Below are 24,280 nucleotides of genomic sequence, written 5' to 3'. Positions count from 1 at the left end.
TATTATAACATATTCTTCTGAAAATGGCACGAAAAAACAAAAAAGCCCCCGCGCAAAGCGCGGGGGCGGGCAGGTTATTCGGTCACATCGGCAAACATGAAGTAGTAATAGCCGTAGGGGCTGTGCCAGCTGCCGGTGATCTTGCTGCTCTGAAGCCAGAAATCATTGTAATAGGCGATGGGCAGCATGCCCATTTCGTTCATAATGATATCCTCGGCGGTGTGCAGGGCGGCGAAACGCTCTTCCACGTCATGGGTGGTGCGGGCGGTTTCCAGCGCGGCGTCGTATTCGGGGTTGGAATATTTGCCGTCGTTGTTGCCGTTGCCGGTGGCGAACAGTTCCAGCATGCTGGAGGGGTCGTTGTAGTCGAAGCTCCAGCCGTTGCGGGCAATGTCGTAATCGCCGGCGCGGCGCTGCGGGGTGAAGCTGGACCACTCGACCACTTCCACATTTACGGTGAGGCCCAGCTCGCCCCAGGCCTGCTGCAGGTATTCGGCCACTACCTTATGATAGCCGGAGTCGTTGATGACGTACTGGATGGCGGGGAAGCCCGCGCCGCCCGGGTAGCCGGCCTCGGCCAGCAGGGCTTTGGCCTGTTCCGGATCGGCGGAGGTGCCCATATAGGGCTGGCCGCCGTTCGCTTTGTCCATGAACAGGGTGGAGCCGTCGGCATCGGTGATGCCGGGGCCGATCAGGTTGGCGGCGGCGGTGTAGGTGCCCTGCATCAGCACCTCGGCCACGTGATCGCGGTCGATGGCCAGGCTGAGGGCCTTGCGCACCCGGGCATCCTGGAACTGCTCGTGCTCCAGATTGATGTTCAGGTAATAGGTGCCCATGATGGGTTTTACGTAGAAATCACCGCCGTTTTCGGCCTTGGTCAAGCTGGGAATCTCCTCGGTGGGAACATCCTTGATGAAGAGCACTTCGCCGGTCTGGTAAGCGGTGTAGGCGGCGGTGGAGTCCTCCATCAGCACAAACTTGAGGTTGTCCAGCTTTACCGCGGCGGCGTTCCAGTAGTACGGGTTCTTTTCAAACGTGATGTGGGAGCTGGGAGTCCATTCCTTCATGCGGAAGGGACCGTTGGAGATATAAGTGGCAGGCTCCACGCTCCAGGCCTCGCCGTTGGCCTCCACAGAGGCCTGCTGCACGGGGCTCAAGGTTACAAAAGCGGCGATCTTTTCAAAATAGGTGCAGGGCTGGCCCAGCTCCACCACAAAGGTGGAGGCGTCCGGGGCGGAAACGCCCAGCGCGTCCGGGTTGCCCTTGATGGCCTCGTCGAAGCCTTTTACCATGCCCAGGGCGGTGTCGGAATAGGGGGCGGCGGTGCCCGGGTCGGCCACCCGCTTCCAGGAATAAACAAAGTCGCCGGCGGTGAGGTCGGTGCCGTCGCTCCATTTAAGGCCCTGGCGCAGATGGAAGGTCCAGGTCATGCCGTCCTCGCTGACCTCCCAGCTCTCGGCCTGGCCGGGCTGGATCTCGTTGTTTTCGTCGATGGTGAGCAGGGTCTCGAAGGCGTGCAGCAGCATGGTGGCGCCGTCGATGGTGCTGTTCAGCGCGGGATCAACGGTCTCGGGGTTGGGGCCGATCTGCACCGCCAGCTGCTTGCCGGCAGCGGCAGGCGCGCCGCCACAGCCGGTGAGCAGGGCGGCCAGAGCCATGACGCAGACCAGCGCCAGAGCAAAAAACTTTTTCATGTGCGTTTCTCCTTTTTACATTGCGTTTGTGCGCCTGTGACGTACAGACACGACAGCACTCATTATACTGCTATGCTTTACAAATGCAAAGTTAAAAATCAAAACTGTAAAAAAGTTCTATTTTTTGAACGAAAACAATCCCGATTGTGAAGCCTTTTTTAGCCCGGAGGCGGTTTGTGCAAAAGGCGGGGCCGGGCGGGGCGAAAAAACAAAAAACGGGCTTGAAAATTGGCGGAGGCTGTGTTATAATACAACTCGCAGCCGGTGCGCAGGTGTCGTACAACGGCTAGTACATCAGCCTTCCAAGCTGAGGACGTGGGTTCGACTCCCATCACCTGCTCCAAAAAAGGCAGGCAGGGGGAGCGACTGCTCCTCCGGCAGGCTTTCTATGCGGATGTGGCGGAACTGGCAGACGCGCTAGATTCAGGTTCTAGTGGTGGCAACACTGTGTGGGTTCAAATCCCTTCATCCGCACCAAGAAAACCCCCTTGCAGAATGCAATTCTGCAAGGGGGTTTTCTTGTCTTATACTATAATTAAAGAAACTCTCGACATTTGTGGGCCGGTAATATATACTTGCATTAACGGCCCACAAAAAGGAGGCGAACAATGGGCGAAAAAAAGCTAGGTCGTCCAACAGATAATCCCAAAGATATTGTATTAAAGATCCGCCTTGATAACGACACTTCCAGAAAGCTGGAGGAATGTAGTGAAGAGATGGAAGTATCGAAAGCAGAAGTGGTGCGGCAGGGGATTAGCAAGATGCATGGCGATCTCAAAAAATGAAGGAAGCGGTGCCTACATCACAAAAGTCGCGCACCGCTTCCCCAAACCGACACACGCTTGAAAGCATGTGCAGCGTAAATATTATACCATACGCCGCAGACCCTTTCAAGCAGTGCCGGGCCACAATGGAAAGGAAGAATGCTATATGGTCATTCGGCAATTGGAGCAGCGGGCGTTTGAGCGGCTGCACAGCGCCCTGGCGGCGCAGGCGCAAGCCGAACCGCTGGAAGCGAGTTATACCGTGAACCTGGCGATCAACAGCTCGGAGTACGCGGTGAGGGTGCAGCCGGACGAGGGCAACCGGATGGCGGTGCTGCAGGCGCTGCGCGTTTACCGGGAAGAGGACGGCATGAACTTTGAACTGATAGAGCAGCGGGGCGTGCTGTCTGCCTTTTTGGAAATTTTGATCTACCAAGGGGTGGGCTGATCCCTTATAAAGGCCCGCCATCTGCGGCAGAGCCCCTTCCCCAAAGCATGCAAACGGGAAGGGGCTTTGCTGCGCGGAAAAAGCCCTTTTGCAGTTTGCCCAAATGCATTTTACATGGTATAATCAAATTCATACTTTTTTGACAGTATCCTGCGGAGTGCGGCCTTGCGGAAAGGATGGAGGGACCATGGAAAAGAAATTGCGTTTTGGCGAATACATCACCATTGCCAGCATGCTGTTCGGCTTGTTTTTTGGGGCGGGGAATCTGATTTTCCCGGCCAGCATGGGGCAGCTTGCGGGACACAACGTATGGCAGGCCATTGGGGGCTTTTTAATCACCGGCGTGGGGCTGCCGCTGCTGGCGGTGGCGGCCCTGGGCGTGAGCCGGTGCGGGGGCCTGGCGGAACTGAGCAGCCGGGTAAGCGGGGGCTACGGCATATTTTTTACCTGCGCGCTCTACCTGACCATCGGGCCGTTTTTTGCCATTCCGCGCTGTGCAACCGTTTCGTTTACGGTGGGGGTGCAGCCGCTGCTGGGAGAGCAGCAGGGCGCGGCGCTGCCGCTTTTGGTTTTTTCGCTGCTGTTCTTCGGTGCGGCGCTGTGGTTTTCGCTGCGGCCTTCCAACATCCTTACCTGGGTGGGCAAGGTGCTGAACCCGCTGTTTTTGGCCTGCCTTGGTATTTTGGTAATCACAGCCCTGCTGCGGCCCGCGGGCGCGATCAGCGCTGTGGACCCCCAGGGCGCCTATGCCGCGGCGCCTTTTTCCACCGGCTTTTTGGAGGGCTACAACACGATGGACGCCCTGGCCGGGCTTGCCTTCGGTATTATTGTGGTGAATGTGGTGCGGGGGCTGGGGGTGCGGCAGCCCGGCGCTGTGGCAGCCAGCACGGTGAAGGCGGGCGTTTTCAGCAGCCTGATCATGGCGGCCATTTACATTGCCATCACGCTGGTGGGCGCCCAGAGCCGGGGGGCCTACCCGGCCAGCGCGAACGGCGGCGAGGCGCTGGCCGTGATCGCCCGGCATTATTTCGGCACGGCGGGTGGGCTGATTCTCGCCCTCACCGTTACCTTTGCCTGCCTCAAGACCTCGGTGGGGCTGATTACCAGCTGCGGCGAAACCTTTAAAGCGCTGTTTCCGGGGCGCTTTAGCTATAAAGTATGGGCAATCGGCTTTTGCAGCGTGTCGTTTTTGATCGCGAACGTGGGGCTGAACGCGATTTTGAACTACTCGCTGCCGGTGCTGATGTTCCTGTACCCGCTGGCGATCACCCTGATCCTGCTGACGCTGCTGGGCAGGGTGTATCAGAACGACGGCAGGGTATACCGCTGGGTGACCGGGTTTACCCTGGCGGCGGCGCTGTTCGATTTTGCAAAAGCGCTGGCCGGCGCGCTGCCCGCCGCCGTGAGCGCGGCGCTGCATCTGGACGCCGCGGTGGAGTTTGCGGGGCGCTGGCTGCCGCTGTTCGGCCTGGGCCTGGGGTGGGTCTGCCCGGCGGCGGTGGGCTTTGTGATCGGTTTTGTGCTGCACAAAACCGGCAGGGCGGGAGCCAGGGCCAACTAAGGTTTAACAGAATGTACAGCGCAGGGCCGCCCGGGATGACCGGGCGGCCCTGCGCTGTACAGTGTTGGAGGTGCGGGACGGAAGCTTATCCCTTGACGCCGCCGCTGGTGATGCCGGACACGATTTTTTCGGAAAGCAACAGATACAGCACCAGGGTGGGAAGAAGCACCATGATGACGGCCGCGAAAAGACCTGCCCAATCGCCGGTATAGGTCATGGCGGTAATGATGTTCTGCAGCCCCATGGAAAGGGTGCGGATCTCGTCGTTGCCGTTGGCAAAGATCAGGGCCATGAAGTATTCGTTCCAGATGACCATAAAGTTGAAGATCGTTACCGTGATGATACCGGGCGAGGCCAGGGGGATCATGACCTTCCACAGGGCCTTTGTCTCGGTGCAGCCGTCGATCATTGCGGCCTCGGCCAGGGAGCTGGGGACCGTGGTAAAGAACGACGTGAGGAAAAACACGGTGTAGGGCACGTTCATACCTGTATACAAAATAAGAAGGGTTGCCAAATGCCCCACAAGCTCGGCCCGGACAAACCAGCAGTAAAGGGGAATGACGACCATGACCTGCGGAACGCTCATGCCGACGACAAAGGCGTTAAAGGTGACTTTTTTGCCGAAAAACGTTTTTTTGGCAAGCACATAGGCTGCCGGTGCGGAGATCAGGATGATGAGCGTGCAGGGGATACCGGTGCAGAGAAGGCTGTTGATAAAATAGCGCCCCACATTGTTGTATTGCCACACGTTCAGGTAATTTTCAAAATGGAACCCGCTGTGCAGCAGCCCATTTGAAAAAATTTCCCGGTTGGTGCTGAAGGAGGCCAGAAGGATCCAGCCAAAAGCGACCGCAAAAAAAGCCACCCATACGATCAGGGGGAGATAGCGAAGCGCTTTGGAGATGCGGTATCTGGCGTTCGCAAATGTGTTTCTCAATACTCGTAGGCCTCCTCTTTCAACAGCTTGTTCATGATTACATGGGTGACCAGGACCAAAATTGCCACCAGAATGCCCACGGCTGCGCCGGACCCCACGTTCAGGACGCTGCTTGCGGAGGCGGCGGTGCCGAAGATTTTATCGTAAAGATAATAGACCGGTGTGATGGTGCGCAGGTTCATGCGGGAAGAGAACATTTTTGCCATGGCAAAATAGTTGACGCTGTTGATGGTCCACAGGGTGATGCAGGTGCGGAACACGTTCCGGATAAGCGGAAGGGTGATATGCCAAAATTGCTGCCAGCTGCCCGCCCCGTCCAGGCGGGCGCTCTCGTACAGCTCATGGGGGATCCCTTCGATGCCGGATAAAAAAATCAGCATGAAATAGCCCACGCTGCTGTACACACTGGCGATCAGCATGGCCCAAAAGAGGTAGCGCGGGGAGGTCCAGTTGATCTTGGCCAGATCGTGCAGACCAAGAAAGGTGAACAGCGTTTTCAGCATACCGAATTTATTCTGGAACACGTATTGCAGCCACATGGTGGCCAGCGCGACCACCGAGATGGTATTGGGCAGATAGATCGCCGACCGCCAAAAGCGCTTTCCCCTGACGCCGGAGCCAAGAATGGCGGCGAACAGCAGCGCAAAGGCCAGGGTCAATATCCCGCCGATCAGCCAGATCTTGCCCACATTTTGCAGCGAGGCCAGAAATACGCTGTTGTGAAACAGCTCTGTGAAATTGTCGAGGCCAACGAATGTCCAGTCCGACATGCGGCTGCTGATGCCGGGCATACTGTGCAGGCTCATCAGGATCGTTCGCAGCAGCGGATAGGCGAACATTACCAAAAAACACAGCAATGCGGGCCCCAGAGAGAGCCAGATAAATCTTCGGTTTCGTTTTTTACTGCTCAATGCCTTTATCCTCTTTTACAAGCGGAAGGGGCCGCCGCAGTTGAGTGCGGGTCTTCCCTGCGGCAGCCCCCTCGGTCTATTTGCTTTTTAAACAGCGCGGCGAAGAAGATTGGAGTTTCGAAGCCGGCGCATCGGGCTTGCCGCTCTTATGCCATTTGAGACTGGATGGCTTTTACAAACTGCTCAGGGGTGGTGTTGCCGGCGACCAGGTCTGTGAAGGCGGCGTTGATGATGGCGCGGATATCGCCGTCCTCCTCGGAGCTGCCGCCCCACACGAACGCATCCGTGCTGGCCTCCATCAGTTCGCCCACGCACTGCAGCTTTTCAGGCAGCGGAACGCCATTGATGATGGGCATGGCCGCCACTTTGTCGACCAGGCCAGTCTGCGTTTCCACAGAGGAAAACTCCTCAAGCAGCTTGAAAGCGGCCTCGGGATACTGGCTGGCCTTGGTCACGGCATAGAACTGGCAGCCGGTGGTGTAGGTGGTGTAGGGGTAGATGGAACCCTCCGGCGCGGGGAAGAACATTGCACCCCACTGGAAATCGTCGCCGGTGATGTCGGCCACTTCGTTGGGAAGCCAGGAACCGTTGTAGTACATGGCGGCGGTGCCCAGCGCAAACTCGCCGTTCTGCGCGGCGGGGAATACGTTGGAACCCACGGATGCCGCCAGGTAGCCCTTTTCACGCAGCTCGGCAAAGTCCTCGGCCATCTGCAGAACGGCGGGGTCGTTCCAGAGTTCACTGTTCTTTTCGGTCAGCAGCTGGGTCACCCAATCGGTGCCTTTCATCATGGCGAGGTAATGCCCGTACATGCTTTGCTGGTAGGCATCGTCCACCGTGATGGGGTCATAGCCGGCGTCCTTGATCTTCTGGCAGCAATCCAGGAATTCGGCCCAGGTGGCGGGCATGGTGTCGATGCCGGCCTCCTGGAAGATGGCCTTGTTGTAGAAGAAGGTGCCCACAAAGGGGCGGGCAGGAACGTAATACCAGGATTCGCCGTCCGGTGCGAGATCTTTGGTGAATCCGGCCATACCGCCGGAGATGGAGGCTTCCAGGCTGCTGCCCGCCATATAGGGGGTCAGATCCTGCAGGTAGTCGGCGCCCAGGGCGGCGATGTTGCCAAAACCGCTCTCCACAATGTCGATCTGTACACCGGAGTCGAGGCTGGATTTTAGAATGTCGCGAACATCGCGGCCGGCCCAGTTCACCTGTACCTTGTAGCCCGGGTTGTTGGCCTCGAAGCGGGAGATGGCGTCCTTGAGCACGTCAACGCCGTCCTCGTTCTCGCTCCACTGCGCCCAGTAGACAAGCGTTTTTTCGCCCTCGGGGGTAGAAGCGGGCGCGGAAGCCGGGGAAGAAGCGGAAGCGGGCGCCGGGGCGGACGAGCAGCCGGAAAGCGCCATGGCTGCCGCCAGTGCAAGAGATGCTGCGACCATGAATCTTGTGCGTTTCATAATTTTCCTCCTTTTTGGAAATGGATGTGATATCGCAAAAGGGGCGGTGCAAAGCCGGGCCCTTTTGTTACGGGATGGAGAGCAGCCCGCCGGGCGTGAGGACACTTCCGGAAGGGAAGGAGACGCCGGTGTGGGCAGGGGCGACGACGTAAGCAGAAAAGCCTGGCTGCGTGGGGCGGATACCGAGGCCATAGGCGAAGTAAAAATAGATGGGGATGGCAGACCACCCGTGGCACAGGCTGCCGGCGCGATGAAAATCCTCGGCGCCGCGCTCTGTTTCCCAAAAGGTGCGCGCGCCGTTCAGCAGCATGCCGCCCCATCGCCGCGCAATTTCGTCAAACACAGCCGGGGCGAGCCCATCTTCGGACAAAAGCGCCTCGTAGCGGAAAAAGCAGCTGCTGAGCGTGAGGGGCAAAAGGCCCTTGCCCTGAAAAAGCCGGCGTGCCAGCCCGCTGCGCCTGGGCGCGGGGCAGGCCCCACTGCACAGGATAAGCGCCTGGGTGAGCTGGGCATAATGGGTGCGGCTGCCCCCGGGGGAAAGGTAGGCGGCGTAACAGCCGGCGCTCTCGTTCCAGAACGCTTCCAGGGCCGCGCCCAGGCGATCCGCCGCGGCGTCCAGCCCTGCTGCGGCATCCGGCCTGCTGAGCCAGCCGCACAACCGTGAAATGCTTTGCAGCGCAAGAATAAGAAAGGCGGAGAGCGGCGCGTCGAAGCGCGCCGGGAGCGGTGCGGTGCGGTGGATCTCGCCGCCGTCCAGCCCGGGGGACCATTCGTAAAAATTCCAGCAGCCGGGCTGGGTGTAGGCGGGAACGAGGCCGCTTGCCGCCACCCGCTCCAGCGCTGCTTGTGCGATGCGCAGCGCGGTGGGCAGCATCTCTTCGCCAAAGGCCACGTCGCCGCTGAACAGAACATAGTCCGCCAGCTGGCAGGGCCACGCCAGGGTAAAGCTGGGGATGGTGACGCGGTCCTTTCCGGGGGAGCACAGCTCCAGCAGGCCGTCCGGCCGAAGGCTCTGGCCCAGCAGGCGGATGCTCTCCCGTGCAAGGCGGTATTCGCCGAAGGCATAATAGGCGCAGAGCATTTGCAGGCGGGAATCCATCGCGTACAATGCCTGCTCGCGCCAGGGGCAATCCTCGAAATGCTCGTGCATGCAGTTGTGCAGCGTTGCTTTGGCGGCGCTAAAAACAGCGGTGTGCAGCCGGTCGCCGCAGGCGAGCTGAGGCCGCGGGTCCACGGGATATTCGACAGGGCGCAGCCCGGCATAGTGCACGGCGCCCCTGCGCGCATGGATATAAAGCTGCAGATAGCGCGCGCCCAGCCGTTTGAACCAGTGGGTAAAGCTGCGGCGCCCCGCTGCCGCGTAATAGAGGGCGCAGAAGCTGCGCCCGCCGACCCCGCTGCGGACGCGCAGGTCCTCCAAATGCTCGCCAAAGGCAACATCCACGCGCGTGCCGGCGGGCAGGTCCAGCTCCAGCGTGAGCAGACCGCACAGCGGCTTGCCCAGATCCAGCAGCAGATACACGCCGTCCCCCTCGGCCGCTTCGAACGAAAGGCCGCGCGCATCGGGCAGTGCGGGGCGCCCGGCCCGGCGGAAGAGATCTTCGCACTCGCGATAGGCCAGTGCGGCGTATTGGCAGGCATCGCCCGGCGTGCGGCCGGGCGGCCCGGAAAAGAACACGCCCTGGCTTTGCACAGCCGCCGCGGCGGGGGCGCGCAGGATCAAATGCGGAATAGCGCGCGGCTTCAGGCTGCCGGTGCGGGGAGCGGGCACGGCACGGCACAGCGCAATGTGCGGGACCGGGGCCGGCCATTCGCGCTGCTGGTGATATGTAAACGAGAAACCCAGCTGGGTCGTGAGCCGCGCCACCCCCAGGGCGTCGTAAGCGGGGGCTGGGGCGCACAGCGTTTGGGTGCCGCTTGCGCAGACGACTGCCCCGCCCTGTTCAATGGCGAACAGAAGGCCGGCGCAGCCCGCCTGCCAGGTGAGACTGTCTGTGCCCTGATAATAAACGCGGACCCAAAGCTGATTTTCGCCCGGCGCTGCAGCGGGCGAGATATCGTGCGTCTGGTATACCTTGCTTTGCGGAAGGTCGGTGTACTGCCCGGAGGCGGCGAATTTGCCGTTCACAAATGCCGCGTACTGGTGCTCCGCACTGATATGTAATAAAAGCGGATCGCCTGCGCCCGAAACAGAAAAGGGCGTGAAAAAATCCGCGTAAAGATTCATCCCCGATAAACCGGGGCACCAGATCCACTGTGCGGGCCCAAACATTTCGCGTCCCCCTTCCGGTTTGAATATTTTAAACAGAGTTTACTAAGTCGATGTAATAAAACGCCTTTTTTCAAAGGCGGTGCACGGCCCGGCGCCGCGGATCAAGGGGTGCGGCCCTGCAAAAATTGGGAGATCTGCCCCACCGCCTGGGCCGCCTCGGGAAATCGTTCGGAAAAAATGGGCCAGGAGTGGACCATGTGGTCGCCCACCAGCAGGGTGGCGTCCACGCCGGAAAGCCGGGCCTTTTGGTAAAAACGCAGGGCGTCGTCGAACAGGATCTCGTCGGTGCCGACCGTGATCAGCAGGGGCGGCAGGCCCCCCAGCGCGCCATACAGTGGGGAAATATAAGGGTGTTCCGGCGGTGTGTGGGGGGCGTACAGCCGGGCGGCCTTTGTTACGACGAAGCTGTCGTCCGCAAGGATGTGCTCCAGCGGGATCAGGGAGGTGTGCGAGCCCTCCAGCGTGTCCGCATAGGTGACGGGGCTCATGGCCACAAGCCTGCCCGGCAGCGGAAGCCCCTCGTCCTTCAGCCGAAGGGCCAGGGCCAGCACCAGGTTGCCGCCGGCTGATTCCCCCACCAGCGCCAGATCATCGGGGGCGAAGCCCTGTTCCAAAAGGGCGGTATAGGCTGCCAGGCAGTCGTCGAGACCGGCCGGAAAAGGGTGCTCCGGCATCAGGCGATACCCGACGCTCACCGCATTCAGGCCGATGCGCCGCACCATGGGGGCCAAAAACAGGCGGGTCGTTTTTAAGGTGCCCAGCGACCACCCGCCGCCGTGGATGTAGAGGAACGCCCGCTGGCGGGGGGCGCCGGGAGGGCGCAGCCATTCGCAGGGAACGCCGTTCAACTCGCAGGGCTCCCGCTGAAGCTCCGGGCAGGGCAGGGCGTTCTCCGGGATGCGGGAATCCTGCAAAGCGCGCAGGGCGGCGTGGCCGACCCGATTGGGGTTTTCACACGGGGCGGAGCGCAGCGCGCCCATAAACCGGTCGAATGCTTCACTGGGCATGGCCGGCTTGCCCCTCTTTCTGTGCGGGTTCGTCCAGCAGCAAGGGCAGCGAGAGGTCGAACACGCGCTGCGCCACGCACGCGATGGAACCGATGAGCGGCGCGTCGCCGCCAAAGCCCGAGTGCAGCACCGTGATGTTTTTATGGCGGGAGCAGGCGGCGATCTTGCTTTGCAGGAGCTTTTCCACGATCCCTCCCCGGGAGGAGGATTCATACCCCACCACGATGCAGGACAGGTCCAACAGGTTGATGTTGGCGGCCACGGCATAAGCCAAATAGCCGCAGAATTCCTCCAGGGCGGCTACGGCGGCGGCCTCTTTATGGTTGGCGGCGTCCACAATGTCCAGCCATGTGAGCTGGTCGCTGCCGCCCAGCGCGGGCATGGCGGAGCTGCGGTACAGGGGCAGGAGTTCGGTGATGCGCCGGCGCATCTGCGGCACATTGGCATATAATTCCAGGCAGCCCACATTGCCGCAGCTGCACCGCGGCCCCATAAAGTTGATGCTGGTATGCCCGATCTCGCCGGACTGACCGGAATCGCCGTCGTAGAGCCGGCCATCCAGAACATACCCGCCGCCGATACCGTTCATAATGTGCAAATAAATGAAATTATCGGTGCTTTTCTGCCCGCCGTAAAACTTTTCAGCCAGCGCGCCGGCACTGGCGTCGTGGATCAGGAAAGCGGGAAGACCCGTGTGTTCCTGCACGCGCTGGGCAAGCGGGACATTGCTGATACCATAAAAGGATGGGGGGGTGAGCAGGACCCCGCTTGCGGCGTCCACAGGGCCGACGGACGCGATGCCCACGGCCAGCACACGGCGCGGTTCCTCGCGGCGGAGCGCATCGTAGGCGCCCAGCAGCAGTGCGAGCATTTGCTCCTGATCCATACCGCCCTCAAAGGGGATGTCGCGGCGGTGCAGCACCGCACCGCCCAGATCGGCCAGGATTACCTGGAAGAAGCCGCGCTTTACCAGCATGCCGCAGATGCAGGGCGAGGCGGCGGCGAGCTGCAGGATAATGGGCCGCCGGCCGTAATTTCCGTTCGCGGCAGGCGTTTCACATTCCTCCACCAGCCCCATGGCAATGAGATCCGATACCAGGTTGCCCACGGCCATTTTGGACAGACCGACGATGCGCGCCAGCTTGCCGCGGCTGAGCCCCCGCGTGAGGGCGATGTGCTTTAATATGAGGGCGCGATTCTGCTGTTTGAGATCCCGGATGTTGGCGCCCGCTTTGTTGTGAGGCTGTGATACAGTCATAAGCGATCAAAATCTCCTTGCCTGAAACCATTAGTAAACTTGGTTTACATAAACTATAACACATGGTGCAGGCAAAGTACAATAGTCAATAGTAATTATTTATTGACGTCAATTTTGTGAAAAAATGACAATTAAAATTGAGATAAGCGGTCGTTATGCCGTAAAATAAAATTATTTTATTCTATTTAGTAAACAGTGTTGATTTTATCAAACCGACATGATACACTGATTTTATCAAATGGACTCTGCCGTTGGATAAAAAGAGCAAAGGCAAAGGAGAGAGCATATGCGAAAGATATATGCCATCGGAAACGCGCATCTGGATGCGGCATGGCTCTGGCCGTGGCAGGAGGGCTACGCAGAGGTGAAGGCGACCTTCCGCTCGGCCCTGCAGCGGCTGGAAGAATATGAGGGTTTTGTGTTTACTTCCAGTTCGGCGCAGTACTATGCCTGGCTGGAGGAAGCGGAGCCGGAGATGCTGGACAGCATCCGCACCTATATAAGGAAAGGGCGCTGGGTGATCTGCGGGGGCTGGTGGGTGCAGCCGGACTGCAACCTGCCCTGCGGGGAGGCCCTGGTACGCCAGGGCCTTTGGGGCCAGACCTATTTCAGGGAAACGCTCGGCACGACCGCCGCGGTGGGCTACAACGTGGACAGTTTTGGCCACAGCGGAGCGCTGCCGCAGATATTGCGCGGCAGCGGAATGGACGCGTATGTGTTTTTGCGGCCGGGCCCCCATGAAAAAACCTTGCCGGGAAGTACCTTTTGGTGGGAGGGGCCGGATGGCTGCCGCGTGATGGCATACCGCATTCCGCAGAACTACAGCGCGAATCTTGACCTGGAGGCCCACATTGCGGAATGCGCAAAGCAATTTGAAGAGGAACCGGAAAATCCGGCCTTTATGCTGTTCTACGGTGTGGGGAACCACGGCGGCGGCCCGACGAGGCGCAACATTGAGACCCTGCTGCGGCCACAAACAGCGCCTGCGGGCTTTGAAATGGGAATGAGCAGCCCTGCCGCCTTTTTTAAGGCGCAGCGCAGGCGGGCAGAAGAGCTGCCGGTGCATAAGGGGGAGCTGCAGCACCACGCGCCGGGCTGCTACAGCGCCCATTCCGGCATCAAGGCGGCCAATTACCAGGCCGAAAACGCCCTTCTGCGGGCGGAAAAATTTGCCGCGCTGGGAGCCGGCGTGCTTGGCATCCAGGCGGACCCCGCCCTGGAAAACGCCTGGGGGACCGTGCTGTTTGACCAATTCCACGACATCCTTGCCGGGTGCGCGATCCCCGCGGTATATCAAAGTGCGCTGAGCGAATTGGGCGGCGCCGCCGAAACGGCGCACCGGCAGGAAAACCGCGTGCTTCAGGAGCTCTCGTTCCGGATCCATATCCCTTACGAGGACGGCTGCGTGCCCCTGGTGCTGTTCAACCCGCACCCCTGGCCAGTACGCGCGCTTGTTACACATGAGCGCGGGTCCTGGGGGAACCCGGGCTTTCCGCAGCCCTGCGGCGCGGTGGCCAGCGGGGGCGGGATGAGCCCCTGCCAGTTTGTTGCAACGGCCGCACAATTGGAGGAAAGGCAGTGTGCGGCATTTATTGCCGAGCTTCCGCCGCTGGGTTGGGAGACGTATCGCCTCCTTCCCGCAGGGGCAGGCGGGGCGCAGGGACCCACAGGCCGGCCCGGAAAGACGCCTGTTTTGGAAAATGAATTCCTGCGCGTTGTGTTTGATCAGGCCACGGGCCTGCCCTGCGAAATGACGGAAAAAATGTGCGGCGCCCAGCCGCTGTGCGGGCCGTGTGCACAGGCTGCCGTTTACCGCGACCTCACCGACACCTGGGGGCACGGGGCAAAGGAGATCGGCACGCAGGAGGAGACCTTTGCACTGGAGAGCGTGAAGGTCAGGGAAAACGGGCCCGTGCTGCAGCGCGTGCGCACCGTGAGCAGCTGCGGCGCTTGCCGCATTATACAGGATTTCACCCTGCTTGCGGGCGATGCGCGGCTTTATATGAAGGTGCGCCTGCTGTGGCTTGAGCAAAGGGCCTGCTGCAAGCTGCTGTTCCCCACAGGCCTGCAGGCGGCCCGCGCGGTGTACGGGCAGCAGTTCGGGCAGGTGGAACGCCCGTTGGATGGGCTGGAGCAGCCCATGCAGAACTGGGCGGACCTGAGCGGCAGGGCCGGCGGGCAGACCTGCGGGCTTGCCGTGCTGGCAGGCGGAAAATACGCGGCCAGCGCCCGGAAAGGGCAGCTTGCGCTTACGGTGTGCCGAAGCCCGGCGTATGCCCATCACGCGCCGTTTCAGCTGAACGGGAGCGTGGAGGACCATGACTGGGTGGACCAGGGCTGGCAGGAATTTTGCTGCGTGCTGGTCGCCCATGGCGGCGATTGGCGCGGGGCGGATATGGCGCGGCGCGCGCTGGAATTGGCGCAGCCGCCGGTAAAAATACCCGAAACCTTTCACCCGGGGCCGCTGCCGCAGAGGTACAGCGGCGCAGAATTGCCGGAAAAGATTGTGATGACGGCCCTCAAGCCCGCGCACCGGGGCAGCGGGTATATCCTGCGCGCATATGAGAGCGAAGGGGCGGCGGCGCAGGCAAGGCTGGAGCTGCCCCTGTTCCGCCAAACATTGAACGCGGCGTTTGCGCCGCACCAGATCCGCACCTGGCGGCTTGATCCGACAGGCGGCGTGGCCGCGGAGCAAACAAATCTCATTGAGCGCGGGGCCGAACAAAGCGAGGAATGAGTGAACGATGAAGAAATATTCGATCGGTGTGGACATCGGCGGGACCAAGTGCGCCGTGCTGTTGGGAAAGGGAAGCATCCCGGCCCAGGCGGACGACGGGTTCATTTTAGAGAAAAAATGCTTTTTTACCGAACCGGAAAAGGGGCTTCAGTACACGCTGGACCGTTTGTATGCAGCTGTGGATGCCCTGCTGCTTGAAAGAGAGGTCGACGCCGGTCAGGTAACAGGGATCGGCATAAGCTGCGGCGGACCCCTGGACCATGAGCAGGGCGTTGTGCTCAACCCGCCCAATTTATACGGCTGGGACGGCGTGCCGATCGTGGAGCTGCTGCAGGAGCGCTACGGTATTCCGGCCCACCTGCAAAATGACGCGAACGCGTGCGCGCTGGCGGAATGGCGTTTCGGCGCGGCGCGCGGCTGCCGGAATGTGATATTTCTTACGTTCGGCACGGGCATGGGGGCCGGCCTGATCCTGGACGGCCGGCTGTACAACGGTATCAGCAACATGGCGGGAGAGGTGGGGCATATCCGCCTGGAGGCCAATGGCCCGGTGGGATACGGAAAGGCGGGATCCTTTGAAGGCTTTTGCAGCGGGGGCGGGCTGATACAACTGGCGCGGAGCATCGCGGTGGAAAAGCTGCAGCAGGGGCAGCCCCCCTCGTTCTGCCCGGATTTTGCAGCGCTGAACAGCCTGAACGCAAAAAATGTGGCGGAGGCCGCCGAGAAGGGCGACCCTGTTGCAGCCGAGGTTTACCGTGTGTGCGGCGAAAATTTGGGCAAAGGCCTTGCGGTGCTTGTGGACCTGCTCAACCCGGAGATCATCGTGATCGGCAGCATTTTTGCGCGCAGCCGCAAGCTGCTTTGGCCCCATGCGCGGGCGGTGCTGCGGCGCGAAGCGCTTATGCGCAGCGTGGAGGCATGCCGCGTTGTGCCGTCGGCGCTGGGCGAGCATTTGGGGGATTATGCGGCGCTCTCGGTGGCGTTTTCGCAGTAAGGAGGAGACGACAATGGAAACTGCCGAAAATGTTTTGAACGCTCTGCTGCAGCGGTATCCCAGGCTGGAACCGCAGCGCGAACAGATCATACAGGCGGCGGATCTGGTGGTGGAATGCTTTGAGCAGGGGGGGCTGGTTCTTGCCTGCGGCAATGGAGGAAGCGCTTCGGACGCGGATCACATCGTGGGGGAGCTCATGAAGGGCTTTTTGAGCGCACGCCCATTACCGCAAAAGGAAAAGGAGCGGTTTGGACAGGATGAAGCCGGGATCCGGCTGGGCGAGCGTTTACAAGGGGCGATCCCGGCGGTTTCCCTGGTAAGCCACAGCGCGCTGCTTTCCGCTTTTTCAAACGACGTGGACCCGCAGCTTGTTTATGCGCAGCAGGTGTATGGATACGGAAGCCGCAGAAAAGCCCTGGTGATGGCGCTCAGCACATCGGGGAATTCGGCCAATGTGGTCAACGCGGTGCGCGCAGCGCGCGCACTGGGCCTTCCGAGCATTGCCGTTACGGGGGAAACAGGGGGCGAGCTGGCACGACTGTGCACCGTGTGCCTGTGCCTGCCCTCGCGCGATACTTACCGCATTCAGGAATACACGCTGCCGGTTTACCATGCGATCTGTGCCATGGCCGAAGCCCGCTGTTTTGCGGGCGCGGCCGGGGCGTAAAGTGAGAAAGAGAGGCGTTTAAAATGACGATGAAAATGGCAAAGGACAAATATGTGTTGGTGGCGGCCGATTTTGCAGGAATGGAATTAAAGGATGCGGTGGTCCGGCACCTGAAAGAGCGTGGCTGGCATGTGACGGATGTGGGGGCCAAGGCGCAGGATACGGGCACGCCGGAGATGTATCACCGCATTGGACTGCGCGCTGGCGCCATGATCGCAGAGGGTGAGTTTGAGCGTGCACTGCTGTTCTGCGGCACGGGAATGGGAATTCACATTGCCGCCAGCAAATGCCCGCATGTTCACAGCGCGGTGGTGGAAAGCGTGCCGGCCGCCCTGCGGTGCGTGACGGCGAACAATTGCAATGTGATGGCAATGGGCGGCTTTTATGTGGCGCCCCGCACCGGCATGGCCATGGCGGACGCCTTTTTGGAGCACAAGCTGGGCGACGGGTATGAAGAGTGGGAAGGCTTTTACGAGTATCACAAGCTCGGCTATGACGAACTGGAAAAATTTGATTACGAAGCATACAAGGCGAATGGTTTTTCGCTGCCGAACCCCGGCACGGCTCCTTTGGGCGCGGAACCGAAGGGGCTTGCCTATTGAAAGCCGGCGCCAGGCTGGTGGAAAAGGCCGCGCATGATATTTTAGGGAAGGGTGTTTTATGGACCTGCAGGAGATAAAACTTCAGATCTGCGATGTGTGCCACAAAATGTGGCAGCTGGGCTGGGTAGCCGCCAACGACGGCAATGTGAGCGCAAGACTGGGGGACGGCACGTTCCTGGCAACGCCCACGGGTATGAGCAAAAGCTTTATCACGCCGGAGAAGCTGCTGCGCATTGACGCGCAGGGCAATGTGCTGGAGGCCGGCGAGGGGCTGCGCCCGTCCAGCGAGATCAAAATGCACCTGCGCTGCTATGAAAAGCGGGAGGATGTGTGGAGCGTGATCCACGCGCACCCGCCCGGCGCCACGGGCTTTGCCGTTGCGCACCGCAGCATGGATATGTACAACATGATCGAGGATGTGGCGGCCATTGGCAGCGTGCCGCTGACGCCTTACGGCACCCCCAGTACCAGCGAGGTGCCGGACGCCATTGCGCCGTATTTGGAAAAGCACGACGTGATGCTGCTGGAAAACCATGGCGCGCTGGCCCTGGGCAGCGATGTGTTGACGGCCTTTTACCGAATGGAAAGCCTGGAGCTGTGGGCCAAGATCACCATCAACGCCATCCTTCTGGGCGGCAGTTATGATATCAGCCGGGAAAATATCGACAAGCTGATCGGGCTGCGCAGCTTTTACCGCGTGACCGGCCGCCACCCCGGATACAAAAAATATCCGCGCCGGGAGTGCGGCGCGCCCACAGATACATGAAAACGGGCACGGAAGGAAGAGGCATGGCACGATGAATCAAAAAACGACGGTTCTGGCCTTTGACATCGGCGCTTCCAGCGGGCGTGCCATCGAAGCGGTGTACGACGGCGCGGCGATCTGCTGCAGGGAAGTGCACCGCTTTGAGAACCGCCCCAGACAAGCGGACGGCCACCTGCGCTGGGATTTTGCTGCGCTGATGGGCGAGGTGCGGGTGGGGTTGGAGAAGGCCCGGAAATTTGACAGCGTGGGGTTTGACACCTGGGGGGTGGACTTTGGCCTGCTGGATGCAGCCGGGCATCTGCTGGAGGATCCGGTGCATTACCGGGACGCGCGCACCGGCGGCATGACAGAACAGGCAATGCGGGTGATGGACGCGGAGAAACTTTATGCGGGAACAGGCACACAGATCCTGCCGATGAACACACTGTTCCAGCTCCTGGCGCTGAAAAAGCAGCAGCCGGAGCTGTTGAGGCAGGCGGATAAGCTGCTGTTTATGCCGGATCTGTTTGCCCACGCGCTGTGCGGCAGCACAACATGTGAACGCAGCACTGCCGCTACGGGGCAGCTGCTGACGCTGCCGGCGGGGAAATGGAACGCACAGATATTGGACGCCTTTGGTTTGCCGGAGCGGCTGTTTTTACCCACTGTGCCCAGCGGTACGGTGGTGGGGGCGCTTGAATGCGGTGCAAAGGTGGTGGCTGTGGCGGGTCACGACACCCAATGCGCGGTGGCGGCCCTGCCCACACAGGCGCAGAATGTTGCCTTTCTTTCCTGCGGGACATGGAGCCTGCTGGGCTGTGAGCTGGATGCGCCGGTTCTCACAGCGCAAAGCATGCGTCTGGGGCTTTCCAATGAACTGGGAGCGAACGGCCGGGTGAACTATCTTAAAAACATTGTGGGCCTGTGGCTTATCCAGGAAAGCCGCCGGGCATGGCGGCGGCAGGGGCAGGAATATTCCTATGCGGAACTGGAGCGCCTTGCACTTGCATCCGCGCCGCTGCGCTGCTTCATTGACCCGGACGCTCCGGCATTCACGCCGCCGGGGGATCTTCCGGCCCGCGTGAGGGAGTATTGCGCGGCAACGCACCAATCCATACCGCAAACCGTGGGCGAGGTGATGCGCTGCATTTACGAGAGCCTGGCGCTGAAGTATCGCTTTGCGCTGGACCAGCTCAGAACCGCCACGGGCAAACGCTTTGAGGCGCTGCACATTCTGGGCGGCGGCACAAAGGACGCCCTTTTATGCCGTATGGCGGCGGGGGCCACGGGGCTGCGCGTGGTGGCAGGGCCGGTGGAAGCCACGGCGCTGGGGAATATCCTGATTCAGCTCACAGCATTGGGCGCGCTGGAAGACCTTGGCGCCGGGCGCGCGCTTGTGGCCCAAACACAGCAGCTGGCGGAGTATCCGCCCCAGGGCATGGCTGAGTGGGATGAAGCCTACGAACGGTTTTGCCCCTTGTTGGCACGCTGCGGCCCTTACCGATAAAGCGGAAGCCCATGCCTCACAGGCCGACGCATTGCCTTTGTTTTTCTGCGGCCGTGTTTTATACTTTTTTGGCAGGATCGGCGCAAGGCCGCCCGGAATGACCGGGCGGCCTTGCGCTTTGCGAACGGGTATGTTACACTGGTGCAATCAGCAAAAAAGGGGAGAAACACACGTGGCACAGCATATTTTGCCGCCGGCGCTTCCCGCGCGGCTGGAACAGGCCGAGCGGGGCGAAGAACTGATCGACATGGCCCGGGCCACCGAGGAACCGGTGACCGACTGGCGGTTTTGCGGGCTGGAGCTTTCGGGCGAGGAGCTGCGGGACATGCGCTTTGAGCGGTGTGAATTTTCCGGCTGCCGGTTTACGGGGGCCGACCTTTCGCGTGCCACGTTTTTGGACACGGTGTTCAGAAACTGCGATTTTTCCGCCGTGCGGGCCGAAAGCGTTTATTTTTGCCGCTGCCGCTGGCAGGGGATCAAGGCCATGGGGGCTGTTTTTACAGACTGCCGCCTGGTGCATATGGTGCTGGAAAACTGCACTCTTGTGGGGGCGAACCTCACAGGGGCGAGCCTTGAACAGGCCCGCTTTTGCGGCAGCGATTTTTCCGAGAGTTATTTCAGCGAGTGCCGGCACAAGGCGTTCACGGTGAACGAGGATACCTTCGTGAAAACAAGCTTTTTCGGCACGCCGCTGGCGGGGCTGGATTTTACCACCAGCCGGTTTGAGGGGGTAACGGTGAGCGACGGCGGCGCGGAGCTGCGGGGCGCCGTGGTCACGGTGGAGCAGGCCGCAGACCTTGCGCGGGTGCTGGGTGTGGTGGTGCGATGAAAGAAATGCCTGGGCAGGAGCCCGGAGAAGGATGACAGAGGAAAAGGAATCATGGCAAAACAGATAGACCTGCTGCAGGGCAGCATTACAAGATCGCTCACGGCGCTGGCGCTGCCCATCATGGGCTCCCAGTTGATCCAGATGGCGTACAACCTGATCGATATGCTTTGGATCGGCAGGGTGGGGGCAGGCGCCGTGGCCGCTGTGGGGGCCGCGGGCATGTTCATGTGGCTTTCCAACGGGCTGGTGATCCTGGCCCGCATTGGCGGGCAGGTGCTGGTGGCCCAGAGCATCGGCGCGGGGGATATGAAAAAGGCCGGCCGTTACGCCGCGGCCGCCTTGCAGCTGGGCGCGGCGCTGGCGGTGGGCTTTACCCTGCTGCTCACGCTGGGGGCTGCGCCGCTGATCGGCTTTTTCAACCTGAACAGCCCGGCAGTGGTGGCCCAGGCCCGCGCTTACCTGATCATTGTGGGGGCCGGGATGTTCTTTTCATTTATCAACCAAGTGCTGGTGGCGGTGATCAATGCCACAGGCGACAGCCGGACCCCCTTTTTTGCCATGGGCTGCGGCCTGGGACTGAACCTTGTGCTGGACCCCATGTTGATTTTTGGAGTGGGACCGTTTCCCCGGTGGGGCGTGGCGGGCGCGGCGGCGGCCACCGTGCTGGCACAGGTGGTGGTGTTTGGGGTGCTTGTGCGCTATGCGGCGCGGGAGCAGCGGCTGTTTCCGCATGTGCAGCTGCGCCGCCTTGCTGCAAAAGAGGAACTGCAGGCCATTGTGCGCATCAGCGGGCCCTCGGCGGTGATGAACGTTTTGTTCCCGCTGATCTCGATGGTGATCGCCCGCATGGTGGCGGGCTGGGGCGACAACGCGGTGGCGGTGCAGAAGGTGGGTAGCCAGATCGAGTCGATCAGCTGGATGACCGCTGACGGCTTTGCGGCCGCGGTGAACAGCTTTATCGGGCAGAATTACGGCGCCGGAAACCTGCAGCGGGCGCGGAAGGGCTTTAAGGCCGCTTTTGCGCTGATGACGGTATGGGGTGTTTTGTGCACCTGCCTGCTGGTGTTTTGCGCAGCCCCCATTTTCCGCCTGTTCATCCCGGAGGCGCAGGTACTGCCCATGGGGGTGGATTACCTGGTGATCCTGGGCTTTTCGGAGCTGTTTATGTGCTGGGAGATCCTGGTGGAGGGGGCATATGCGGGCTTTGGGCATACCCTGCCCGCCAGTGTGCTGAGCACGGTGTTCACCGCGCTGCGCATTCCGGCGGCGCTGGCGCTCAGTGCAACGGCGCTTGGGCTTTCGGGCATTTGGTGGAGCATTTCCATCTCCAGCATCTGCAAAGGGATGATCCTGACGGTCATGTTTGTGGTGTTTTTGAATAAAATGACCCGGCACCAGAAAATGTGAAAATAAAAAAAGCGCGCTGCCCGGGAAAAGGGCAGCGCGCTTTTTTGTGCAATGTCAATACTGGGCAAGCAGCTGTTTGAACTCTGCCGCCATGTCTGGCTGCAGCAGCAGAGTTTCGATGTTCTGCCGCGCTTCCAGCAGTTTGCCGTGCACCAGGGCCTCCTTGCCCTCCACATTGCGGAAGGTGGGCATGCTTACACTCAGGGCGGCCATGGTGCGGCCGCTCTGGCGCAAGGGAACGGCCAGACAGCAGATGTTGTCGTCGCCCTCGCCGTACTCTGTGGCGTAGCCCTGAGCGCGCATCTGGTCCAATTGGCGGAAAAGCTGATCCCGGTTTACAATGGTGTGGCTGGTGAGCGCCACCAGGCCTTCCGATGTGGGGTACAGCGCTTCCAGTTCGGCGGGAGAAGCATCCAGAAGCAGCGCCTTGCCCAAGGCGGTGGCGTAGAGAGGCAGGCGCTTGCCCACATGGCTGATGAGCTGGATCGGCTGGGAAGAATCTTCCTTGGCGATGTACAGCACATCCCTCTTATCCCGCACGCCCAGCTGGCAGGTTTCGCCGCAGGCAAGTGCAACGGTGTGCATCTCGGTGTGCAGATGATCCAGCAGGGTCTGGCTGTACAAAAAGGCACAGCCCACGGCATAGGCGCCAAGCCCAATGGTATAGCGGTTGGTGGCGGCGTCGCACACCAGAAAACGGCGGCTGCACAAAGTGCGCAGGATTGGAAAGAGGCTGCTTTTTGGAGAACCGATACGGGCGGCGATCTCGGTCAAGGTATAGCCCTGTTCATCGGCTGAGGCCAGCAAGTCCAGTACGTCCAGCACGCGGCTGGTGGCATGATGTTCGGTGGGCATTGGCATAGAAGCGATCTCCGGTCTTTTTAATTGGTTTAACAGAAAAAATTGGGGCAGCCATATTTTATCTTTATAGAATTATATAAGTTTTTAAGGGGATTGTCCAGTAATAAAAGGAAGAGCGGCCCGGTGTGAACAATTTGCACAAAAAAGATGAAGCGAAATAAGTGAAACATACAAAGATGTACTTCGGAACGCGTTTTTTATTGACAATTTATGAATGCAGGACTATGCTTGAAACATAAAGTTCGTATATAGGTTTATGGTTCTTATATACGAACAATCTGTGAGAATGGAAGAGAGGAGGGCAGGAGGAGGCGCCGGGTATTCCCGAAAGGGATAATGCACGGCGGCAAAAGAAAAACTTAAAGCGGCCGTGCCAGCAACGGCAAATGCTTTTGAGGAAACATTGAGAGAGTGGACCTGCTGGAAAGAAAGGAGACATACATATGTCGAGCGGATTTTTGGTACTGAACCTTGCAATCTCGATCGCGCTGATCATCGGCCTGATCCTGATCCCCAAACTCAACCCCATGGTGAGCCTGGTCATCGCCAGCGCCTACATGGGCATTTCCTGCGGTTTGGGAGTGATCCCCACCATGGATACCATCGCTTCGGGCTTTGGCAACATGATGACCAGCATCGGCCTGCCCATCGGCCTGGGCGTTCTGCTGGGCCAGCTGATGAGCGATTCGGGCGCCGCCCAAAAGATCGCAACCACATTGGTGCATGCTGTTCCCAAAAAATATGTTCTGTGGGCGCTGGCCGGCACAGGCTTTTTGCTGGCCATTCCCGTATTCTTTGATATTACCTTTATCATACTGATCCCCATCGGCATTGCTGTTGCAAAGGAGATCAACAAGCCCATGGCGTATGTGGCTGGTTCGCTGATCATCGGCGACTGCGTGGCCCAGACCCTGGTGCCCCCCACGCCGAACCCCCTGGCCGCACCTGATATTCTGGGCTACGGCCTGGGCACCCAGATCATCGCCGGCCTGATCATCGGCCTGATCGCCACCTTTGCCACCCTGTTTGTGTACACCAAGATTCTGGATCACGGCTTTTTCAACGAGGAAAAGGACGTGAACCATGAGGTGGACGTGCTCAAGAATCTGTCTGAGCATGAGGCCAACAGCAAAGAGCTCCCCAGCCCCCCGTTCATCGTTTCGCTGATCCCCCTGCTGCTGCCCGTGGTGTTTATTATGGTGAGCACGGTGGTTGCTGCCACCGGGAGCGATAATGTGATCGTGGCTCTGCTGGGCAATAAGATTTTTGCCTTGCTGATGGGCGCGCTGAGCGCGTACCTGATCGCCTGGAAGTTCATCGGCTTCAAGGCCGCTGAGGTTTCTGCCAGCAAGTCCCTGGGCACCGCGGGCGTGGCTTTGGCCATTACCGGCGCGGGCGGCTCGTTCGGCGCCGTGATTGCGGCCACCAACATTGGCCAGGCGCTGCTTGATACCCTGCACATCAACCCCGGCAACGTGATCATGATGTGCCTGTTCGCTTACTTCATTGGGTTCATCTTCCGTGTGGCCCAGGGCTCCGGTACCGTGGCCGGCATCACCGCCATGACCATTATGGCGACTATGTCCGCCAATGTGCCCGTCCACCCTGTGTATCTGGCAATGGCT

At 60.3% G+C, this 24,280-nt stretch carries 20 protein-coding genes and 2 tRNA genes; 14 read left to right on the top strand and 8 right to left on the bottom strand.

Annotation, left to right across the window (positions count from 1 at the left end; genetic code table 11):
• Positions 1 to 74 precede the first annotated feature (74 nt).
• Positions 75 to 1,694 (bottom strand): peptide ABC transporter substrate-binding protein, encoded by a 1,620-nt coding sequence (locus ACMLHZ_RS08285; RefSeq protein WP_418667282.1) that lies wholly within the window; start codon positions 1,692 to 1,694, stop codon positions 75 to 77.
• 268 nt (positions 1,695 to 1,962) lie between these two features.
• On the opposite strand from ACMLHZ_RS08285, the gene ACMLHZ_RS08280 reads away from it, so the two are divergent.
• The 5 genes from ACMLHZ_RS08280 (at position 1,963) to brnQ (ending at position 4,467) form a co-directional block, all read left to right on the top strand.
• Positions 1,963 to 2,037: transfer RNA gene (locus tag ACMLHZ_RS08280), tRNA-Gly, on the top strand.
• Positions 2,038 to 2,084: 47 nt separating this feature from the next.
• Positions 2,085 to 2,171 (top strand) — tRNA-Leu (locus ACMLHZ_RS08275).
• Positions 2,172 to 2,302: 131 nt separating this feature from the next.
• Positions 2,303 to 2,479 (top strand): CopG family transcriptional regulator, encoded by a 177-nt coding sequence (locus tag ACMLHZ_RS08270; RefSeq protein WP_418667281.1) that lies wholly within the window; start codon positions 2,303 to 2,305, stop codon positions 2,477 to 2,479.
• Between the two features lie 145 nt (positions 2,480 to 2,624).
• Positions 2,625 to 2,906, top strand: coding sequence for a hypothetical protein (locus ACMLHZ_RS08265; RefSeq protein ID WP_418667280.1), 282 nt, complete (start codon positions 2,625 to 2,627; stop codon positions 2,904 to 2,906).
• A 187-nt stretch (positions 2,907 to 3,093) separates the two neighbouring features.
• On the top strand, positions 3,094 to 4,467 hold the full coding sequence (brnQ, locus tag ACMLHZ_RS08260; RefSeq protein ID WP_418667279.1) for a branched-chain amino acid transport system II carrier protein: 1,374 nt from the start codon (positions 3,094 to 3,096) through the stop codon (positions 4,465 to 4,467).
• A gap of 85 nt (positions 4,468 to 4,552) precedes the next feature.
• Here brnQ and ACMLHZ_RS08255 read toward each other — a convergent pair whose 3' ends face one another.
• The 6 genes from ACMLHZ_RS08255 to ACMLHZ_RS08230 form a co-directional block, all read right to left on the bottom strand.
• Positions 4,553 to 5,404, bottom strand: coding sequence for a carbohydrate ABC transporter permease (locus tag ACMLHZ_RS08255; protein ID WP_418667278.1), 852 nt, complete (start codon positions 5,402 to 5,404; stop codon positions 4,553 to 4,555).
• A complete protein-coding gene (locus ACMLHZ_RS08250) occupies positions 5,401 to 6,315 on the bottom strand; it encodes a carbohydrate ABC transporter permease (protein ID WP_418667277.1) in 915 nt (304 codons plus the stop codon). Before ACMLHZ_RS08250 ends, ACMLHZ_RS08255 begins: the two co-directional genes overlap by 4 nt.
• Before the next feature lie 146 nt (positions 6,316 to 6,461).
• Positions 6,462 to 7,769, bottom strand: coding sequence for an ABC transporter substrate-binding protein (locus tag ACMLHZ_RS08245; RefSeq protein ID WP_418667276.1), 1,308 nt, complete (start codon positions 7,767 to 7,769; stop codon positions 6,462 to 6,464).
• A gap of 67 nt (positions 7,770 to 7,836) precedes the next feature.
• Positions 7,837 to 9,897, bottom strand: a complete 2,061-nt coding sequence (locus tag ACMLHZ_RS08240; RefSeq protein ID WP_418667275.1) for a family 78 glycoside hydrolase catalytic domain — start codon at positions 9,895 to 9,897, stop codon at positions 7,837 to 7,839.
• Between the two features lie 245 nt (positions 9,898 to 10,142).
• Positions 10,143 to 11,048: an alpha/beta hydrolase fold domain-containing protein gene (locus tag ACMLHZ_RS08235; RefSeq protein WP_418667274.1), complete on the bottom strand. Its 906-nt coding sequence runs from the start codon at positions 11,046 to 11,048 to the stop codon at positions 10,143 to 10,145.
• Positions 11,038 to 12,306 (bottom strand): ROK family transcriptional regulator, encoded by a 1,269-nt coding sequence (locus ACMLHZ_RS08230; RefSeq protein WP_418667273.1) that lies wholly within the window; start codon positions 12,304 to 12,306, stop codon positions 11,038 to 11,040. The genes ACMLHZ_RS08235 and ACMLHZ_RS08230 overlap by 11 nt, the downstream gene beginning before the upstream one ends.
• Positions 12,307 to 12,592: 286 nt before the next feature.
• Here ACMLHZ_RS08230 and ACMLHZ_RS08225 point away from each other — a divergent pair, with 286 nt between their 5' ends.
• The 8 genes from ACMLHZ_RS08225 (at position 12,593) to ACMLHZ_RS08190 (ending at position 21,794) form a co-directional block, all read left to right on the top strand.
• Positions 12,593 to 15,043, top strand: a complete 2,451-nt coding sequence (locus ACMLHZ_RS08225) for an alpha-mannosidase (protein ID WP_418667272.1) — start codon at positions 12,593 to 12,595, stop codon at positions 15,041 to 15,043.
• A gap of 7 nt (positions 15,044 to 15,050) precedes the next feature.
• The gene (locus ACMLHZ_RS08220) at positions 15,051 to 16,037 is read left to right on the top strand and encodes an ROK family protein (protein ID WP_418667271.1); all 987 of its coding nucleotides are present in this window, start codon (positions 15,051 to 15,053) and stop codon (positions 16,035 to 16,037) included.
• 13 nt (positions 16,038 to 16,050) lie between these two features.
• Complete coding sequence (locus ACMLHZ_RS08215) at positions 16,051 to 16,704, top strand: D-sedoheptulose-7-phosphate isomerase (RefSeq protein ID WP_418667270.1); 654 nt, start codon at positions 16,051 to 16,053, stop codon at positions 16,702 to 16,704.
• A 23-nt stretch (positions 16,705 to 16,727) separates the two neighbouring features.
• Entirely contained in the window at positions 16,728 to 17,306 is a 579-nt protein-coding gene (locus ACMLHZ_RS08210) for an RpiB/LacA/LacB family sugar-phosphate isomerase (protein WP_418667269.1), read from the top strand.
• 58 nt (positions 17,307 to 17,364) lie between these two features.
• Positions 17,365 to 18,072, top strand: coding sequence for a class II aldolase/adducin family protein (locus ACMLHZ_RS08205; protein WP_418667268.1), 708 nt, complete (start codon positions 17,365 to 17,367; stop codon positions 18,070 to 18,072).
• Positions 18,073 to 18,103: 31 nt separating this feature from the next.
• Positions 18,104 to 19,558 carry a rhamnulokinase gene (locus ACMLHZ_RS08200; RefSeq protein ID WP_418667267.1) on the top strand — a complete coding sequence of 485 codons (1,455 nt, stop codon included), beginning with the start codon at positions 18,104 to 18,106 and terminating at the stop codon, positions 19,556 to 19,558.
• A gap of 172 nt (positions 19,559 to 19,730) precedes the next feature.
• Positions 19,731 to 20,387 carry a pentapeptide repeat-containing protein gene (locus tag ACMLHZ_RS08195; protein ID WP_418667266.1) on the top strand — a complete coding sequence of 219 codons (657 nt, stop codon included), beginning with the start codon at positions 19,731 to 19,733 and terminating at the stop codon, positions 20,385 to 20,387.
• A gap of 51 nt (positions 20,388 to 20,438) precedes the next feature.
• Positions 20,439 to 21,794, top strand: coding sequence for an MATE family efflux transporter (locus ACMLHZ_RS08190; protein WP_418667265.1), 1,356 nt, complete (start codon positions 20,439 to 20,441; stop codon positions 21,792 to 21,794).
• Between the two features lie 54 nt (positions 21,795 to 21,848).
• Here ACMLHZ_RS08190 and ACMLHZ_RS08185 read toward each other — a convergent pair whose 3' ends face one another.
• The gene (locus ACMLHZ_RS08185) at positions 21,849 to 22,655 is read right to left on the bottom strand and encodes an IclR family transcriptional regulator (protein ID WP_418667264.1); all 807 of its coding nucleotides are present in this window, start codon (positions 22,653 to 22,655) and stop codon (positions 21,849 to 21,851) included.
• A 443-nt stretch (positions 22,656 to 23,098) separates the two neighbouring features.
• Here ACMLHZ_RS08185 and ACMLHZ_RS08180 point away from each other — a divergent pair.
• On the top strand, positions 23,099 to 24,280 hold a 1,182-nt coding region (locus ACMLHZ_RS08180), incomplete at its 3' end, for a GntP family permease (protein WP_418667263.1).

This window comes from Allofournierella sp., from assembly GCF_048388525.1.
Classification (GTDB): Bacteria; Bacillota; Clostridia; order Oscillospirales; family Ruminococcaceae; genus BQOK01.
This window is presented reverse-complemented; position numbering and strand designations above follow the sequence as displayed.

Excerpts from the sequence above, each read along its gene's own strand:
- ACMLHZ_RS08285 (WP_418667282.1), bottom strand. The coding sequence starts at position 1,694 with ATGAAAAAGTTTTTTGCTCTGGCGCTGGTCTGCGTCATGGCTCTGGCC.
- ACMLHZ_RS08270 (WP_418667281.1), top strand. The coding sequence starts at position 2,303 with ATGGGCGAAAAAAAGCTAGGTCGTCCAACAGATAATCCCAAAGATATT.
- ACMLHZ_RS08265 (WP_418667280.1), top strand. The coding sequence starts at position 2,625 with ATGGTCATTCGGCAATTGGAGCAGCGGGCGTTTGAGCGGCTGCACAGC.
- brnQ (WP_418667279.1), top strand. The coding sequence starts at position 3,094 with ATGGAAAAGAAATTGCGTTTTGGCGAATACATCACCATTGCCAGCATG.
- ACMLHZ_RS08245 (WP_418667276.1), bottom strand. The coding sequence starts at position 7,769 with ATGAAACGCACAAGATTCATGGTCGCAGCATCTCTTGCACTGGCGGCA.
- ACMLHZ_RS08235 (WP_418667274.1), bottom strand. The coding sequence starts at position 11,048 with ATGCCCAGTGAAGCATTCGACCGGTTTATGGGCGCGCTGCGCTCCGCC.
- ACMLHZ_RS08230 (WP_418667273.1), bottom strand. The coding sequence starts at position 12,306 with ATGACTGTATCACAGCCTCACAACAAAGCGGGCGCCAACATCCGGGAT.
- ACMLHZ_RS08225 (WP_418667272.1), top strand. The coding sequence starts at position 12,593 with ATGCGAAAGATATATGCCATCGGAAACGCGCATCTGGATGCGGCATGG.
- ACMLHZ_RS08220 (WP_418667271.1), top strand. The coding sequence starts at position 15,051 with ATGAAGAAATATTCGATCGGTGTGGACATCGGCGGGACCAAGTGCGCC.
- ACMLHZ_RS08215 (WP_418667270.1), top strand. The coding sequence starts at position 16,051 with ATGGAAACTGCCGAAAATGTTTTGAACGCTCTGCTGCAGCGGTATCCC.
- ACMLHZ_RS08210 (WP_418667269.1), top strand. The coding sequence starts at position 16,728 with ATGACGATGAAAATGGCAAAGGACAAATATGTGTTGGTGGCGGCCGAT.
- ACMLHZ_RS08205 (WP_418667268.1), top strand. The coding sequence starts at position 17,365 with ATGGACCTGCAGGAGATAAAACTTCAGATCTGCGATGTGTGCCACAAA.
- ACMLHZ_RS08200 (WP_418667267.1), top strand. The coding sequence starts at position 18,104 with ATGAATCAAAAAACGACGGTTCTGGCCTTTGACATCGGCGCTTCCAGC.
- ACMLHZ_RS08190 (WP_418667265.1), top strand. The coding sequence starts at position 20,439 with ATGGCAAAACAGATAGACCTGCTGCAGGGCAGCATTACAAGATCGCTC.
- ACMLHZ_RS08185 (WP_418667264.1), bottom strand. The coding sequence starts at position 22,655 with ATGCCAATGCCCACCGAACATCATGCCACCAGCCGCGTGCTGGACGTA.